Origin of the sequence: Faecalitalea cylindroides ATCC 27803, from assembly GCF_000469305.1 — a bacterium.
GTDB classification, from domain to species: domain Bacteria; phylum Bacillota_I; class Bacilli_A; order Erysipelotrichales; family Erysipelotrichaceae; genus Faecalitalea; species Faecalitalea cylindroides.
Genome location: NZ_KI271017.1, coordinates 40,613 through 56,322 on the forward strand (window position 1 = coordinate 40,613; position 15,710 = coordinate 56,322).

Annotated in this window: 18 protein-coding genes and 1 riboswitch; of the genes, 15 read left to right on the plus strand and 3 right to left on the minus strand. The window is 32.3% G+C overall.

Annotation, left to right across the window (positions count from 1 at the left end; genetic code table 11):
* Positions 1–58 precede the first annotated feature (58 nt).
* From HMPREF0367_RS06655 to HMPREF0367_RS06670, 4 genes are all read left to right on the plus strand, one after another.
* Positions 59–733, plus strand: a complete 675-nt coding sequence (locus HMPREF0367_RS06655) for a helix-turn-helix transcriptional regulator (RefSeq protein WP_051335207.1) — start codon at positions 59–61, stop codon at positions 731–733.
* A gap of 69 nt (positions 734–802) precedes the next feature.
* A riboswitch (cobalamin riboswitch) is annotated at positions 803–958 on the plus strand.
* Between the two features lie 67 nt (positions 959–1,025).
* The gene (locus HMPREF0367_RS06660) at positions 1,026–1,523 is read left to right on the plus strand and encodes an ATP-binding protein (RefSeq protein WP_035402519.1); all 498 of its coding nucleotides are present in this window, start codon (positions 1,026–1,028) and stop codon (positions 1,521–1,523) included.
* Positions 1,520–2,014, plus strand: coding sequence for a hypothetical protein (locus HMPREF0367_RS06665; protein WP_022356349.1), 495 nt, complete (start codon positions 1,520–1,522; stop codon positions 2,012–2,014). The genes HMPREF0367_RS06660 and HMPREF0367_RS06665 overlap by 4 nt, the downstream gene beginning before the upstream one ends.
* Before the next feature lies 1 nt (position 2,015).
* A complete protein-coding gene (locus HMPREF0367_RS06670) occupies positions 2,016–2,432 on the plus strand; it encodes a DUF4430 domain-containing protein (protein WP_035402522.1) in 417 nt (138 codons plus the stop codon).
* 126 nt (positions 2,433–2,558) lie between these two features.
* Here the strand turns inward: HMPREF0367_RS06670 and HMPREF0367_RS06675 are convergent, their stop codons facing one another.
* Together HMPREF0367_RS06675 and HMPREF0367_RS06680 are read right to left on the minus strand one after the other, a co-directional pair.
* Positions 2,559–2,981, minus strand: coding sequence for a type II toxin-antitoxin system HicB family antitoxin (locus HMPREF0367_RS06675; protein ID WP_035402525.1), 423 nt, complete (start codon positions 2,979–2,981; stop codon positions 2,559–2,561).
* A gap of 37 nt (positions 2,982–3,018) precedes the next feature.
* The gene (locus HMPREF0367_RS06680; RefSeq protein WP_035402527.1) at positions 3,019–3,207 is read right to left on the minus strand and encodes a type II toxin-antitoxin system HicA family toxin; all 189 of its coding nucleotides are present in this window, start codon (positions 3,205–3,207) and stop codon (positions 3,019–3,021) included.
* Positions 3,208–3,564: 357 nt separating this feature from the next.
* Between HMPREF0367_RS06680 and HMPREF0367_RS06685 the strand changes: the two genes are divergently transcribed.
* Positions 3,565–4,860, plus strand: coding sequence for an ATP-binding protein (locus tag HMPREF0367_RS06685; protein ID WP_035402529.1), 1,296 nt, complete (start codon positions 3,565–3,567; stop codon positions 4,858–4,860).
* Between the two features lie 333 nt (positions 4,861–5,193).
* Here HMPREF0367_RS06685 and HMPREF0367_RS06690 read toward each other — a convergent pair whose 3' ends face one another.
* On the minus strand, positions 5,194–6,126 hold the full coding sequence (locus tag HMPREF0367_RS06690) for a virulence RhuM family protein/type II toxin-antitoxin system death-on-curing family toxin (RefSeq protein WP_035402532.1): 933 nt from the start codon (positions 6,124–6,126) through the stop codon (positions 5,194–5,196).
* A gap of 1,128 nt (positions 6,127–7,254) precedes the next feature.
* On the opposite strand from HMPREF0367_RS06690, the gene HMPREF0367_RS06700 reads away from it, so the two are divergent.
* From HMPREF0367_RS06700 to HMPREF0367_RS06745, 10 genes are all read left to right on the plus strand, one after another.
* Positions 7,255–8,454 carry a nucleotidyltransferase family protein gene (locus HMPREF0367_RS06700; RefSeq protein WP_035402538.1) on the plus strand — a complete coding sequence of 400 codons (1,200 nt, stop codon included), beginning with the start codon at positions 7,255–7,257 and terminating at the stop codon, positions 8,452–8,454.
* A gap of 13 nt (positions 8,455–8,467) precedes the next feature.
* Positions 8,468–8,812, plus strand: coding sequence for a PqqD family protein (locus HMPREF0367_RS06705; protein ID WP_035402541.1), 345 nt, complete (start codon positions 8,468–8,470; stop codon positions 8,810–8,812).
* A gap of 6 nt (positions 8,813–8,818) precedes the next feature.
* Positions 8,819–9,862, plus strand: coding sequence for a radical SAM protein (locus HMPREF0367_RS06710; RefSeq protein WP_051335208.1), 1,044 nt, complete (start codon positions 8,819–8,821; stop codon positions 9,860–9,862).
* 13 nt (positions 9,863–9,875) lie between these two features.
* Entirely contained in the window at positions 9,876–10,259 is a 384-nt protein-coding gene (locus tag HMPREF0367_RS06715) for a hypothetical protein (protein ID WP_035402544.1), read from the plus strand.
* 17 nt (positions 10,260–10,276) lie between these two features.
* A complete protein-coding gene (locus HMPREF0367_RS10090) occupies positions 10,277–11,044 on the plus strand; it encodes a phosphoenolpyruvate carboxykinase (ATP) (RefSeq protein ID WP_051335209.1) in 768 nt (255 codons plus the stop codon).
* 23 nt (positions 11,045–11,067) lie between these two features.
* Positions 11,068–12,066: a non-hydrolyzing UDP-N-acetylglucosamine 2-epimerase gene (wecB, locus tag HMPREF0367_RS06725; RefSeq protein ID WP_282705534.1), complete on the plus strand. Its 999-nt coding sequence runs from the start codon at positions 11,068–11,070 to the stop codon at positions 12,064–12,066.
* Between the two features lies 1 nt (position 12,067).
* Entirely contained in the window at positions 12,068–13,111 is a 1,044-nt protein-coding gene (locus HMPREF0367_RS06730; protein WP_035402547.1) for a polysaccharide biosynthesis protein, read from the plus strand.
* Between the two features lie 45 nt (positions 13,112–13,156).
* Positions 13,157–13,783 (plus strand): hypothetical protein, encoded by a 627-nt coding sequence (locus tag HMPREF0367_RS06735; RefSeq protein ID WP_035402550.1) that lies wholly within the window; start codon positions 13,157–13,159, stop codon positions 13,781–13,783.
* Between the two features lie 2 nt (positions 13,784–13,785).
* Positions 13,786–14,535, plus strand: a complete 750-nt coding sequence (locus HMPREF0367_RS06740; protein WP_035402553.1) for a hypothetical protein — start codon at positions 13,786–13,788, stop codon at positions 14,533–14,535.
* Between the two features lie 164 nt (positions 14,536–14,699).
* On the plus strand, positions 14,700–15,692 hold the full coding sequence (locus tag HMPREF0367_RS06745; RefSeq protein ID WP_035402586.1) for an NAD-dependent epimerase/dehydratase family protein: 993 nt from the start codon (positions 14,700–14,702) through the stop codon (positions 15,690–15,692).
* Positions 15,693–15,710: the final 18 nt, after the last annotated feature.

Below are 15,710 nucleotides of genomic sequence, written 5' to 3' on the forward strand. Positions count from 1 at the left end.
AGAACATAAGAAACACTATTTATTAGAATCTGAACATCCTTTAAAAAATGATCTACATTTGGCAGTTGAGATTGGTCAAATTTGTAAAAAAAGTAGAATCTTATATTCTTTTGAATTAGGCAAAGAAGATTGTCTGGTGATTTCCTGGTATGAAAACTTAGGTATTGTTACAGTGGATGATAAACAGATATCGCCAGATATAAAAACAACCTTGATTTTGTTGGGAAAACATAAGATTGAATTAAATCTTAACTATGTCGAATTGGAATATTGTTTGATCAAGGGAAAGAAGATGTCTAAGGTTTTACAGAAAGATTTTTATGTCTTAGATTCAATTGCATATAAAAAGGTCAATTATTTCTTCAGCTCGATTTATTCAAGCTTAACGAAATATAAAACTTGTGATATCTTTATGAACAGCTCCAGCGTGTATCGTTTCTATTCGGATGTGATACATATGAATATAGATAAAGACAATAAGAAATCTTTATTGGTTAAAAAAGCTGTAGAGTATATTGAAGATCATTTTAAAGAAGATATTTGTTTGGATGATATCTGTGAATCTCTTGGTTACAGCAAGTATTATGTCTTACATGTTTTCCAGGAGGTCATGGAGCTTTCGGTGCATGATTTCATCGTTCGAAGAAGACTGACAGAAGTAAAGAGCTTGTTGTTAGAGGATCAATTGACGATTGAAGAGATTGCGCAAAATTGCGGGTTTAAATCAGTTTAAACGAATCTATTCTATAACACCTGGTCAGTTTAAAAAGATGAATACGATGAAGATCGAAGAACAATAAAATTGAATTAATTATAAGGAAGATAAGGGAATAAAGTAAAAGCTTTAACTGCCCCAGCAACCGTGATATGGACGATGATCAAAGCCACTATAGAAATATGGGAAGGTGATCAGAGGATGAAATGAAGTCGGGAGACCTGCTTTCTTATAAATAGTTTTTTCTTCTGGGCTCAAGAAAAAGGGATTTCTTTTAATCTGCCCAAAAGGCAGATTTTTTTAGGAGGTGATGAAAGTGGATTATTGTGCATATAGTTTTCTAAAAGAAGGATCAAATCAATGTGATTATGAAATCATGACTGATCGATTGGCAAGTCTACTAGGGTTGTCTATGCACTATATCAAGCATATCGATCAAGAGGAACTCTTATTTTTATGTGAAACGATTTATCATGCCAATGGATCGATTCGTGGTAAAAATGCCATTGATGACATAAGATTTCAAAAAGTAGAACAGATTTATCAAAAGTATGAAAGACCATTTAAAGAGTTCTATCTTCCAGTTGGCTGTATAGGCGCAAGCTACCTTCATGTATTAAGAAGTGAATGTAAAAATATCGTTCGCTGGATCGTGAAGATTGAAAAAGAAAAACAAGTGGATAAAAAGATCTATGATTTGTTTAATCTATTGGCAAATTTGTTCTTCTATATGGCTTTATATGAAAATGAACAAGAGGGGTTTGAAGAAAAGGTGTTTGTATCTAAGTCATACGAGGTTGTTTTATGACAACACGTGACATGGTCTTGTGTGCAATCTTAGGTGCGATTCAGTTTGTTGCCTTTACTTCACTTTCATTTGTGATGTATCTAGAGGTAATCACTTTATGTACTTTTGTGATTGCGATGAGCTTTTCAACCAAACAGGCTGTGATTGGATCTTTGATCTTTACTGTGGTCAATATGTTTATTAAAGGAGTAAACCCTTGGAATGCCATGTATGTTCTGGTGTATCCAAGTTATAGTTTGATCATAGGTCTAAATAAAGAGAGACTAGCAAAAAGAAAGATATATCCAATCTTGTTATGTGGTTTCTTTTCCTTTTTAACAGGACAGATCTTACAGTTGCCATTCTTATTGTTCTCAAAGCAGGTTACTGTTTTATATTTAATTTTGGGGTTACAGGTTTCAATTCCACAGGGAATTATCAGTGGTGTTGAGTATGCCTTGATTGGAAATAAATTAGTTGGATTTTTAGAAAAATTACAGAGGAGATATTGAGATGAAAAAGAATATTTTATTAATGGGATTATGTGCAGGAATGATTCTAACAGGTTGTGCTTCACAGAGTGAAACAGAATCTTCAATAAAAGAAGTTTCTTTAGATATTGTCGTAAAAGATGAAGTAAATGATAAAGAATTGTTTAATGAAACTTTGACAAAAGAAGGAGATATTGAAAACTTGTATGATTTCTTATCTGAATGTGACGAATTAGAAATTGTATTTGAAGAGGGCAGCTATGGGGCATATATTGATTCTATGTTAGGGTTAAAACAAGATTTTAATAAAGGACCATGGTGGTTATATTCCAGCGAAAACAATGAAACATGTAAGGAAGAAGGAATGTGCCCAGCTGTACAAAATTTAGAAATCAACGATGGAGATCAGTTTGTATTCTCTTATACCAATGAATTTTAAGATTTGGATTCTTTCTAAATGATTTATTAAGAAAATGAGCATTACATTTTTTTAAAATTTAAATGTAATGCTCATTTTTGTTTAGAATTGTATCATGTCAATGACGCTTATAATTGATTTCTAGGTTTACAAAGAACGCAATTTAGCAATCAAAGCTTCTTGTAGGACTTTTGAAAAGTTGATGTTCTTTTTGGTTGCTTCACGATTCAGCCATTCAGGTATCGTAAGAGTTTTCTTTACGGATTTATTAAAGTGTGTTTTTGCGTAATCTTCTAAATCGACTGAAATAAGATTAATAAATGAATCTTTTCCATCAAAACCTATTGTATTTGCGATGTCAATAGGATGAATGTCATCAATTTTTGATGGTTCTGGTAATTTATCATCATCTAGTTTTGCGGTATATAAATATCCGGCTAAACAATCGATTGCCATTTCCATCGCATCATTTAAGTTTTCACCACATGTCGAGAGATAGTTCAAATCTGGAAATATTACAGAATATCCGTTTTTTTCTTTATAAAAGATAGCTGGGTAAATGGATAACATAAATTAACCTCCTGAAAATATAATTATGAGTCAGGGATTATTTCGGTCCCGCCTGCCTCAAAATGGAAAGATCCATAGCCTTTTTCAAGTCTTTTGAATGAAAAGAAATCGTAACTTTACCTTTTTTGGTTGGATGTATGTATTGTCTGTGAGATCCTACTTGACTTTTTAATATCCAACCATCTGCAAGGATAAGTTTTTCTATATCCTTAGACGTCATTGGCATATGACACCTCTTTGCATTTGTGTTATAGCAAAAAAACACGTATAAAATGAATACGTGTTATCAAGGTAAAGGCTATAAATTAAAAAAATATTAATCAATTTTATTTGGGATCAGCATAAACAAATTATAAAAGTTCAGATCATAAAGAGATTGAATTTATATTAAATCTAGATTTCAAAATATAAAAATGTGATTTATAAATCAAAAAAACTTAGAAAAATGTGTAAAATTACTTAATATAATAAGGGAAAAATGTGCAAAAATAATAAATACAATTTAGAAAAATGTGTAATTTATATAAAATAAAACTGGAAAAATGTGATATCATAAATGTGAGTAATAAAGCAGGTGATTTTAATGAAACGATTGGCTATGCAAGACTTATTGAATTGGAAATTAAGTGAAGATCGTAAACCACTTATATTAAAAGGTGCAAGACAAGTCGGGAAAACATGGTTAATGAAAGAGTTTGGTAAAAAATATTATGATAATCATGTATATTTCAATTTTGACGAAGAAGATGACTTAAAGTCAATTTTCCAAACTAATAAAAATCCTTTTCGAATTATTGAACTCTTATCTATGATATCAGGAGAGCCAATAAAGCCAGGGAATACTTTGATCATATTAGACGAGATACAGGAATGTCCAGAAGCGCTGAATTCACTAAAATATTTTAAAGAAAGAGCAAATGAATATCATATAGTAGTAGCAGGAAGTTTATTGGGAACCTTATTAGCTCAACCAAAATCATATCCTGTAGGAATGGTTCAAATTCTAAATATTTATCCTTTATCATTTGAAGAATTTCTTTGCGCAATAGATGAAAACTTATACATATACTATAAGGATATTGATAAAAATCAAAGAATAGAAGAATTTTTTCATAATCGATTATTAGAAGTTTATGATTATTATCTAATTATTGGTGGTATGCCAGAATGTGTTTATTCCTGGTTAAGATACAAAGATCCAGCTAAGATAGACCAAATTCAACATGCGCTTATAGAAATCTATGAAAATGATTTTTCTAAATATAATGGAAAAGTAAACAGTGGTAGAATCCTAATGGTATTTAGGAGCATTGTTACACAATTGGCAAAGCCAAATGAGAAATTTATGTATGGCGCAGTACGAGAAGGGGCACGTGCACGAGATTTTGAAGAAGCAATAGAATGGTTAGTTTCAGCTGGATTGATAGTTAGAGTTTATAATGTATCGAAAATAGAACATCCATTGAATGCATTTAATAAATTGGATCAATTTAAGTTGTTTTTATTTGATACAGGGCTCTTAAAACATATGTCCGGATTGGATAATAAAGCAATTCTTTTAAAGGATAATTATCAATTTAAGGGACCTTTTACGGAAAACTATGTTTTACAACAACTTCGTAGACATTTTGAATCAAAGATTCATTATTATTCAAGTAAGAATCAGGAAATTGATTTTATTCTCCAGAATGGTATTGATATTATTCCTATTGAAGTAAAAGCAGGAGAGGATAAATCCGCTGCATCTTTTAAAAATTTTATTTCGAAGTATCAGTCTAAAGTAGCTATTCGATTTTCTAAAAGAGGATATCGAACAGATGGATCGATTACCAATATTCCATTGTATTTAATAGAAAAGACAAAAGAGTTTATTGAATAAAACTTCTTTGTTTATAGCTGATGTTAAATTGAGAAAATTAAAATCAAGGTTATCTATCCATTTTGGATAGATAACCTTGTTGTTTTATTTAATGATTTCTGGATCATTAAAGATATCAAATGCTGTCATCACCATAGTTTTTGTAGCTGTATGTAAAGAGTATCGAACGTTTTCTCCATGAACATATGGCATGAAATCTTGATTGTGAGCATAAACTTTTGGGCTGGCACCGGTATCAGTTTCGCAATAGACAGTAGGACAAACTAATGAGATATTACCAATATTTCTGGATCCACCTAAAGAGTAAAAATTATTTCCAAATAATCAAATGGATTATTTCGATAAGAAATTCATGACTAAGCTGATCATTGTTTCTTTTTCTTCTGGTCTAGATTCAGCAATCATCAAAGTAATTGCGACAAGAGCGCTATTAGAGATAATTGGAGTACCTTCTATGATAAGATGATTATTCTTGTTTAAAAACTCAAGAAAAATGGTTGCACCAATTCGTTTGCAACCATCGGCAAATGGATGATCTTTAATTAAGAAGTAAAGAAGATTGGCTGCCTTTTCTTCAATACTTGGATATAATTCTTGACCAAATACATTTTGATAAACGGCAGCTAAGATACCATTAAGTTTACCTTCTTCTTTTTCTACACCAAAAACATCAGAATCAAATTTCATTTTATCAATTAACTCTCGACACTCTTGGTAACTTAAACGATAAATAGAATTTGTTCCTTCTGGTTTAGAAAGTAAACCATGGTCATAATCATCTAGTAAAGATAAGGCGTTGGCATAAGTTTCAATAACGTTTAAAACTTCTTTTTCGTCTAATTCTAAGGTTGATGCAAGTATTCTGGTTTGAATTTCAACAGTTTTATGCAAGGCATCTAGTCTTTTTTGATTTATAGCATATCCTCTAATCATATAGTCTTTTAAGATAGAGGTAGCCCATTTTCTAAAGGCAATGCCTCTTTGCGACTTCACACGATATCCAACAGAGATAATTACATCAAGGTTATAGTACATTGGTGGGCGTGATGCTTTTCCTTGACTTCTGTCGAAAATTTCGACAGAAGTCTCTTTAACTAATTCGCCTTCTTTAAAAATATTATTGATGTGATAAGCAATAGAAGATCTTGCAGTATCAAACAATGATGACATTTGATCTTGAGTAAGCCATACAGTCTCTTTTTCGGGTGTTATATTGACCTCTAATTCCAATTCTCCATTTTTAAAGATTACAACTTCGTTTGACATATTATTGCCTCCTATCTTATATCTATTACTCTAGCATTGTTAAAAGGCGCTGTCATTGAACCTGTTGTTTAAGTTTCAGTGTATGATTTGAGAAACATAAGCGAATTACTTTTTCATCTAGCTAATATGAGTAACTGTGCTAATTGGAGCTTTAGTCAAAGAATGATATATTGTTCTATAGTTGGTAGTATGGTACTTCTTGAATGTTTTTTCTTAATTAAAGTCTGATAACGGTATATATAAAAAAATTCACAATCATGGTAAACAATATACTTTAAAGTATAATACTCATAAGTTATTTGTAGATGGACCTTATGATATTTATAAATGAAAGAAAAAAGATGAGAACCAATCGTAAGTTTAGGCGCTTCATCGTTCTCATCACCCAAAAGGCAATGTTATGATAACACTAAAAGTCCAACATTTAGATGAAGAATTTTCTCAAAGCCTGTATGACCGGTATCTTGCCAAGATCGATCTTCACAGGCTCCCCTGTACTTGTGGCAGACATGACATGGTCCTGCATTCAAGTTATGAACGATATGTAAGGACTTCTCACGGTAAGTTCAAGCTTCTTGTCACCGTGTCCGCTGTAAATCCTGTGGAAAGACGCATGCCGTTCTTTTATCTTCCATCGTTCTCTGGCAGTCTGTTCAGCTCTGCGTTCGGTCGTAGAATCATATCTGCTACATTTCCTGCTACAGACTGGACAACGAGATCTTTGCCCTTTTGTGATCTCGACATGGATATGAAGAGAAGAGGAAATTTGATCGAATTCTACATTTTTTATCTTGATGTAATTGACATTGAGGATAGATTTTAGTGATTTTTTAAGTGCCATATGGTATTCCTTTCTTGATTGATCACTTGAAAATTGACCATATGGTTTTTTTATATTCAAATAATCTAGTTTTATTCGATGGATAAAGAGTTTATTCATCCGTTACTATAAATATCTACCCACATTTAGTACAGAAGAGCCATAAATAATAGTTTTTAGTTATTTTTGTTTAAAATCTGAGTTATGTAAAAAAAAAACATATTGACAGAATTAATGGGGGAGGGGTAGAATCACTATGATTATATGTATTTAGAAAGAAGATATTTTATTGTTTAGGACTAATTGAGATGAATGAATTTTTTTTATCCAAGGAACAAAGAACACTTTGCCAATTATTGGCAAATGTATTATTCCAATCAAATCAGGAAATCGAAACAAATATTGATTTTGAAAAAGTGTATGAATGTGCTAAAAAACAAGCGACTGTTCTACCATCATTTTTAAAACTCAATGAATATTCCATTGATTCTGAACTTAAACAAAAAATTCTTTCTGAATTAATTAACCAAACAGCTTTAACTGCTAGAAATTATTCACACCATGCATATCTTCACAAGTTGATGCGAAAACATGCTATTGATTATTGTATTTTAAAAGGTGTAGCTTCTGCGTATTATTATCCACAAGAAATGAGTCGACAAATGGGAGATGTGGATTTTATTGTAAAAAAGGAAGATTTTAAAAGAGTTGATGCAATTTTAAAACAAGAAGGATTTCGTGCATGGAATATGCATCATGTTTGTCATGAAGCTTATTCGAAAGATGATATGCATTTTGAAATGCATTTTGATTTTGTTGGCATGCCCGAAAAAGAACATGAAGATAAGGTCAGAGATGCTCTTCAGGACTTTTTTAAAGAAACTAGAGAAGTACAAGAAGGAATGTTTACTTTTGTAATTCCAAATGATTTTTATCACGGGTTAGTAATGTTAATGCATACGCAAAAACATTTAATTGCTGAGGGTTTTGGATTAAGGCATTTATGTGATTGGGCTGTGTTTATTCAAAGCATTGATGATTTTGAAAAAATTTTCAAAGATAAACTTCAAAAGATAGGATTATGGAATTATGCAACAATCTTATCAAGGGCTTGTTCTATTGCGTTTGATTTACCAAATCAGTCATATATGTCAGATGATTTTGATTTAGCACGAAAACTTTTAAACGATATCATTGATGGAGGTAATTTTGGAGCAAATAACAATCAGAGAATTTATGAGAGCATGTTCATAACTGACTATGATAGACATATAGTAAATAGAAATAGACCGATACAATTTGTTAGGACGATGAATTCTATGATTGAAATAAACTGGCCAAAAACAAAACAACATCCTATTTTTATTATATTTGGTTGGATATATTTTCCGTTAAGAAGAATTCTTAGAATCTTATTAAAAAAGCGAGCACCAGTCAAGTTAAAACAAGCTTATTGTAAAAGTAAAGATAGAAAAGAACTGTATGAAAAAATTCATTTATATGAATAACTAGGAGGAGGGTATGAGGTTAAAAAAAAATTTAGTTTTAAGACAAATTGCGGGTGAAAATATTGTTGTTCCGATTGGAAAACTATCACAATTATCCCCGATGATGCAAATTACGAGCTCCGCGGTATGGCTTTGGAATCAAATGGAGAAAGAAGAATTTACTGAAGATAGTTTAGTAGAAAAAGTGATGGAATATTTTTCAGAAGTCACAGAAGAACAGGCCAGAAACGATATTCATGAATTCTTAGAATTGTTGGATAAAAACTTTATGCTAGATAATGGGAAACCAGAACCTAAGATTGGGACTGCCAAAATTAAATTAACAAAAGAAAAGGCAGATATGCTGAAAAAGGGATAAAGAGTAATGGCGTTACAACAGAATCTTCATGGTCTTTTGACTATGTCTAAAATCAAAAAAAAAGCTTATGAAAACAAAATTCCAATCCATGCAACTTTTGAATTAACACCAAGATGTAACTTTAACTGTCAAATGTGTTATGTTCATTTATTAACTGAAGAAATAGCTAAATTTGGTAAGGAATTAACTGCTGACCAGTGGTTGATGGTTGGAAAGCAAGCAGCAGATATGGGAGTCTTATCCATATGTATTACAGGAGGTGATCCATTATTGCATCCTGAGTTCAAAAAAATATGGATAGGATTGTCTCAAATGGGATTTAAACTAATACTTCAAACAAATGCTTCCTTATTTGATGATGAAATGTTGAAATTATTTGAAGAATATCCACCATATATTACGAAAATCACTTTATATGGATCAAATAATGAAGTATATAAAAAAGTATGTGGTATAGAAAATGGTTTTACTAAGGTAGATAAAGGAATCAAAGCTTTACAAAGAAAGGGTAATTATATTCAATTAGTAACAACTTTTGTTAAACAAAATAAAGAAGATGCATCTAATATTGCCCAATATGCCAGGGATAATCATTTACCATGGTATCATAGTAGCTCTTGTTATCCATCGTTAAGAGGAGCTAAAAGTAATGCCTCAAAATGTGCAATTGACTTTTTTTCTCCAGAATATTCAAAAGAGATGGTAAGGTTATGGACAAAGCTTCCATCACAAAAAAATGATTTACCAATATATAACTGTAAGGGATATGGAACGGAATTCAATATCAGTTGGAATGGAAATATGATCTTTTGCCTTTTTGTTGGAGAACCTGAGTTATCTGTATTAGAACATAGTTTAGAAGAATGTTGGAAAGAATTATTAGAGTTTTGTGAAAAACTTCGATGGCCTAAAGAATGTTATATATGCGAAATAAGAGATAAATGTAGAAGATGTTTAGCTCATTTAGCCTGTCTAAGTGGAGGATTTAATAAAGTTGATAAGACATATTGTGAGCAAGTTAAAAGAATGCTTTTAAAATTAGAAGAATAGGAGGAAATGGTTTATGTATGGAGAGGTATATGTTCAATATACACCAATTGGAGGAAATAATTTAAGTAGATCTGCAATGAATAATGATACAGGATTATCTGGTTCATCAGGGAAGTTTGATGATAATGTACCTTATGGTGTTCATGTAGGTTGGTCTTTGCCTGGAGGTATAACTCAACATAACACATGGGGATATTTAATTGATCGCACAAAGTTATATTCGGATGATGATGTTCAATCAATGATAACTGGATTGAGCGAAGATGAAGCAATCCAAAAAATCAATGATCTTGTATATGATTATGTTCATAGAGTGCTAAATTATGATGGACAAGATCCAGAGTATGATTGGGGCGCATTTAAAAATTATTTTTCTGGATGTGTCACGGTATATTAAATTGATGTAATAAAGTTATGTATAAAATTGTAAATAGAGTTTCAGTCAATAAAAATCTTGGCAAATATTGGAATGTTTTTCAATGTGAAGATACGGAAAAATGTGATTTATCAATTGATATCAATTCAAGTGTATTTGAATATTGTGGAATCAATGTGTTTCCTGAGACGGATTATCCTTTGGTATTTCAATCAGAAAATGCCCTTGTGTCTGCAAATTCGGATTGGAGTAAGGTCAATATCACTTTATTAGCAGGAAAACAAGATGGATTAGAAGGAGCATTGAGTGCAGTTCTCATGACACATTTATCAATTCGCAATGGATTATTGATGCATGCATCCGTGGTTGAATATCAAGAAAAAGGAATTCTTTTTGTGGGCCCTTCTGGAATTGGAAAAACAACGCAGGCTATGCTTTGGAATCAATATAAGAATGCAATCATAATAAATGGAGATATGTCTTTGATCCATTATGAAGATTCTAAATATTACGCTTATGGATATCCAATACATGGTTCTTCACCTTATTGTGAAAATCGTAAAGTTGAAATTTCAGGAATTATTATTTTAGAACAGAGCTTAGAGAACAGAATTGAAAAAATAACAGGAATTATGATGGTTGAAAGTGTAATGAAAAATATATTTTTACCAAAATGGTTTGAAAAAGGTGTTAATGATGCCTTAAAAACTATTAATGGGTTATTATCAAATGTGCCTGTGTATTTATTAAAGTGTCGAATTGATCAACAAGCTGTAGAGCTTGTAGAAGGGGTATTGTTTAAGTAAGATGTTGAAAGTATTGAAACACTATAGTTTGTGTAACAGGTCAGCATAGAGAGATGTTAAAACAAGTATTAGATACCTTTAATGTTGTTCCAGATTATGATTTAGATATTATGAAAAATAAACAAACATTGTTTGATGTGACTACAAATATTTTAAGTAAAATTAAAAACGTGCTAGAAGAAGTAAATCCAGATGTAGTGTTGGTCCACGGTGATACAACAACTACTTTTGTTACTTCACTAGCTTGTTTTTATTTACAAATACCTGTAGGTCATGTAGAAGCGGGATTAAGAACATATAATATATATTCTCCATTTCCTGAAGAGTTTAATCGCCAAGCTGTTGGAATTATATCTAAATATAATTTTGCTCCGACTGAAATGTCAAAGAATAATTTAGTAAATGAAGGCAAAAAAATAGAAAATATATATGTAACAGGAAATACAGCAATAGATGCCTTAAAAACAACAGTGAAACCAGATTATAATCATCCTGAATTAGATTGGGCTAAAGATAGTCGATTAATTTTAATCACTGCGCATAGAAGAGAAAATCTAGGAGAACCAATGAGACATATGTTTAGGGCTATCAAGCGTGTTATGGATGAACATAAGGATGTAAAAGCTATATACCCAATTCACATGAATCCTGCTGTTCGTGAAATTGCTAATTCTATTCTTGGTGATGACGATAGAATCCATATAATCGAACCACTGGATGTTCTTGATTTTCATAATTTTTTGGCTAGAAGCTATTTGATCCTAACTGATAGTGGTGGAATACAGGAAGAGGCACCATCTTTAGGGAAACCGGTTTTAGTAATGAGAGATACCACAGAAAGACCGGAGGGGGTCAAAGCAGGAACTTTAAAATTAGTGGGGACAGAAGAGACAACTATCTATTCAGAATTTTCAAAACTATTAAGTGATCAAAGCGAATATGAGCGTATGAGTCATGCATCTAATCCTTATGGGGACGGATTTGCGTGCAAAAGAATAGCAGATATATTGGAGGAGGCTTAATATGTCAGCATTTAGTGGAAAAACATTGATGATCACAGGAGGAACCGGATCCTTTGGTCATACGGTTCTAAAACACTTTCTAACAACCGATATTGGAGAGATCCGTATCTTCTCCCGTGATGAAAAGAAACAGGATGATATGAGGCATGATCTGCAGGCCTGTTATCCTGAATATGCAAACAAGGTAAAATTCTATATTGGGGATGTCCGTAACCTGCAGTCCATTCGTGATGCCATGCCAGGTGTGGATTATATCTTCCATGCTGCAGCTTTGAAACAGGTGCCATCCTGTGAATTCTTCCCTATGGAAGCGGTTCGTACCAACGTTATCGGTACAGACAATCTATTGCATGCAGCCATTGAGAACAATGTAAAACGTGTCGTATGTCTAAGCACGGATAAAGCAGCCTATCCAATCAATGCCATGGGTATCTCAAAGGCAATGATGGAACATGTCATCTTTGCCAATGCCAGAGTGGCAGCCGAAAGAGGAAACACAGTGATCTGCTGTACCCGTTATGGAAATGTCATGTGTTCAAGAGGAAGCGTCATTCCTTTGTTCATCGATCAGATCAAAGCAGGAAATCCGATCACGATCACCGATCCAAATATGACAAGATTTTTGATGAACCTGGATGAAGCGGTAGATCTTGTTAAATTTGCTTTTGAACATGCCAATCCGGGAGATCTTTTCATCCAGAAAGCCGATGCCTCTACGATCGGAGATCTTGCCAAAGCTGTACAGTCTTTGTTTGGAGATACAGGAACCAAGATCATAGGGACAAGACACGGAGAAAAGTTATACGAAACATTGATGACAAGAGAAGAACGATTAAGAGCGGAAGATATGGGTGGATACTATCGAGTAGCTGCAGACAGCCGCGATCTTAACTATGATAAGTTCATGGTAAATGGAAAGGTACAGACGGAAGCGGATGAATCTTATACAAGCCACAATACAAAGAGACTGGATGTAGAGGGAACGATCCAGAAGATCCTTACAACAGACTATGTGCAGGAAGCTTTGAAAGATTGGGAAAAGTAAATTCTATTATCAATTATATAATGAGTATAAAAAAGAGGAAGTTCTATGGGGAAAAAATATATAAGAGATTATGTAATGGGAGCTCCAGATGTAAATAGTGTTTTAGAATTTAGGGCCAATGAATTAAGAAAAATTTATGATGTGATAGGTAGGTATTTAGAGTGGGAAAAGGGAAATAGCATTGAAAAATCATTTACTGAGTATTTAACATCAGAAGTAAATAATTATTATGATTTAGATCCTACAGATTTTTCAATACGCTTTTCTAATGTAAATAAAGGTATTCAATTTATTCGAGATAATGTTTTTAATAAGGAATATATGTTTTCTGGAATTGTTTTAAGAAAGATTGCTTATCAGAAGTTGATTGGGTGGAATGCAGTGCCCATGTGTTTAGATGAATTATTGTCAAGGATTTTTTTATTTATACTGGATAATAATGAAGAATATAGAAATTTAAAAAAAGAATTAAGGGAAATATTATTAGCAGACTTTACAAGGTATTATAAACAACTAAATGATAAAGATGCCGATAAGAAAATAGCATGTATAAAAAAGTCTCTAGTATTTATTTTTGATTTTTTGTTTTCTAAAAAAACAGTAAATGCGCAAAAACTGTTTAGTAGTTTGTGTGAAATGAAAGAGTATGATTATTTTGTAGCAAAAATGTAATTATGAAAAAAATTGAAATAATAAATCTATATATACAGACTATAGAAAAGGAATCTACTATAAAAAATTATGAATTAAACCAAAATCAGAAGTTTTCTTTTTATAACCTTAGCTCTTTTATTGTATCTATTATTATGGCTGTTTTAAACGGAACCATATCGATTTTTAATAAATTGGAAAATTTATCATTTTACTTACTACTTGATTATTTCTTATCGATTGTTTCTTTTGGCTTATGCATATATATTGCAATTTATATATTGATGTTTTTTGTTAAAAAGGTTATTCCGACACTGTTTGAAATAGTGTTTTCGGATAAACACTCTACCAAACGGAAAGAAGCGGATAGGGAATATTTTTATCAATGTATGATTCCAAAATTATCTTTGCTTAACGAGTATGAATTACTATTAGATTCAATAGAAAACAATGCTTTTTTTAATATTGATTTTAGTTCTATAAAATATGAAATAATGATGAAATATTCAAAATACATATTTGAAATATATCATTCATTAAATTCAATTGTACCACCGCTAACAAGATTTAGATTTAGAACTAGTATTTATAAAAACTATCTAATTTTTATGGATTATTCTTTTGTGAAACAATACTATAATCAATTTCAGCAAGTTTTTAACAATTATAAAAATAAACAAAGTTTGTGGGGAAATTATTATAGTATTAGCGAAATTAATCGTTTAGATTTTATGATCAAAGAATTGCAACAACGATTGAATAATTTTAAATAAAAAATTATAAAGAGCAATCATTATTCGATGTGATAATTAAAACTACTAGAAAATAAAAAAACTATAAAATATTTCAAATAACTTAGATGTACATATTGTAATAGAGATATAGAATTAGAGTGATGAACATATGTTTCGATACTTTATATTTATAAGGAGGCCTTATGAAAATACTAATAACCGGAGCCAAGGGGTTCGTAGGAAAGAACCTGGTGGAAAATCTAAAGAACATCCAAGAAGGCAAGAACCGAACAAGAGATCTAGTGATTGATTCGATCTTTGAATACGATATCGATTCAACAAAGGAAGAACTGGAACAGTACTGCAGGGAATGTGATTTCGTCTTCAATCTGGCCGGTGTCAACCGTCCAAAGAATGAGGAAGAATTCATGAAGGGAAACTTTGGCTTTGCTTCCGACCTGCTGGATACATTGAAGAAGTATGAAAATACTTGTCCTGTCATGCTGTCCAGTTCCATCCAGGCAACCCTGATCGGCCGCTATGGAACCAGTGACTACGGAAGATCTAAATTAGCCGGAGAAGAACTGTTCTTTGCCTATGGAATGGAAACCGGTGCCAAAGTACTGGTCTACCGTTTTCCGAACCTTTTTGGAAAGTGGTGCCGTCCAAACTATAACAGCGCCGTAGCTACCTTCTGCAACAACATGGCCAAGGATCTGCCAATCCAGGTCAATGATCCAAGTACGGAACTGGAGCTCTTATATATCGATGATCTTGTCGAAGAGATGCTGGATGCCCTGGAAGGAAGAGAACATCATTGTGAATTTGATGGGTTGGATACAGTAAGTAAAGAAGATGGAAGATACTGCTATGTTCCGGTTACCCATAAGGCGACCTTAGGTGAGATAGTTTCTTTATTGGAAAGTTTTAAATCTCAGCCAAATACTTTATTGATGCCTTCCATCCCGGATGGCTCCTTTGCCAAGAAACTGTATTCAACATATCTGTCCTATCTGCCAGAGGAAAAGGTCTGCTTTGATCTGAAGATGAACCGAGATGAAAGAGGCAGCTTTACCGAGCTGTTGAGAACAAGCAATCATGGACAGTTCAGTGTCAATATTTCTAAACCAGGCATTACAAAAGGACAGCACTGGCATAACAGCAAGTGGGAGTTCTTCATCGTCGTATCCGGCTGAAGAAAGATCAGGATTAAT